Source organism: Vibrio sp. 1978 (genome assembly GCF_033344345.1).
The window spans coordinates 1-550 of sequence record NZ_JAWPOP010000880.1 but is presented as its reverse complement, the minus strand read 5'-3'; the positions used below and the strand labels follow the sequence as shown (position 1 = coordinate 550).

At 47.6% G+C, this 550-nt stretch carries 1 protein-coding gene; it reads left to right on the top strand.

Annotated elements, in window-relative coordinates; translation table 11 throughout:
- Window positions 1–43: 43 nt before the first annotated feature.
- Window positions 44–550 (top strand): aminotransferase class V-fold PLP-dependent enzyme (locus R8N49_RS29650; protein WP_318190764.1); only part of this gene is annotated, 507 nt, incomplete at its 3' end.

The window sequence follows — 550 nt, the reverse complement described above, 5'->3', positions numbered from 1 at the left end:
TCACTATCCCAACACTGCATTATCACGAATTTGGTGAAGAGTAATGTTTGACGTAAACGCTGTACGCGAACAGTTCCCGGCCCTAAATCAAGACGTAAACCAATCGCCTTTAGTTTACCTTGATAGCGCAGCAACAACACAAAAGCCACAGTGCGTGATCGATGTGATTAGCCGTTACTATAGTGCACAAAATGCTAACGTGCATCGTGGTAGCCACAGTTTGACAGCAAACGCGACTAGCCAGTTTGAAGCCGCTCGCGAAGCCGTAGCAACGTTTATTGGTGCAAACAGCTCTAAAGAAATCATTTGGACGCGAGGTGCAACCGAAGCACTTAACTTAATTGCACAAACTTACGCTCGCAGCACCTTACAACCGGGCGATGAAATCTTGATTAGCGAGATGGAACACCACGCCAACATCGTGCCGTGGCAGATTGTAGCCGAACAAACTGGTGCGAAAATAGTGAAAGTGCCAATGACGGCTGAATGCCAGTTTGACTTACAGGCGTTTGAGCAGAAGATCTCTGAGCGATGCAAAATCGTCGCGTGC